Origin of the sequence: Streptococcus suis (genome assembly GCF_002964045.1) — a bacterium.
GTDB lineage: Bacteria > Bacillota > Bacilli > Lactobacillales > Streptococcaceae > Streptococcus > Streptococcus suis_U.
Genome location: NZ_POPB01000539.1, coordinates 1 through 293, shown reverse-complemented (window position 1 = coordinate 293; position 293 = coordinate 1). Strand labels below are relative to the sequence as shown.

The following is a 293-nucleotide window of genomic DNA, read 5'->3' as shown; positions in this document are numbered from 1 at the left end:
TGAAGATTTGCTGGTAGGCACTCGGTACGAGTACGCAGATGTCCTAGCGAAACTCCAAGAAATCGACACAACACACTATTTCTCACGCATGACAACAGAAGAAGTAGCAAAAGCGATTGTAGCTTAATCCATAGGGCTGCCCTTTGTTTGGCAGTCTTTATTTTTTGTGAAAATGTTTTCGGAAAACTGTTTTCGCTTGCACATTTTCTATATTATGGTATAATTATTTTCTGTGAGTATCCCTCACTTACTCGTGGCTAGACCATGAGTCATTAGACCAAAAGGAGGAACAT

At 40.3% G+C, this 293-nt stretch carries 1 protein-coding gene; it reads left to right on the top strand.

Translation table 11 applies throughout. From position 1 onward, the window contains the following. Positions 1-127 (top strand): lipoate protein ligase C-terminal domain-containing protein (locus C1E99_RS12585; RefSeq protein ID WP_330848230.1); only part of this gene is annotated, 127 nt, incomplete at its 5' end. Positions 128-293 lie beyond the last annotated feature (166 nt).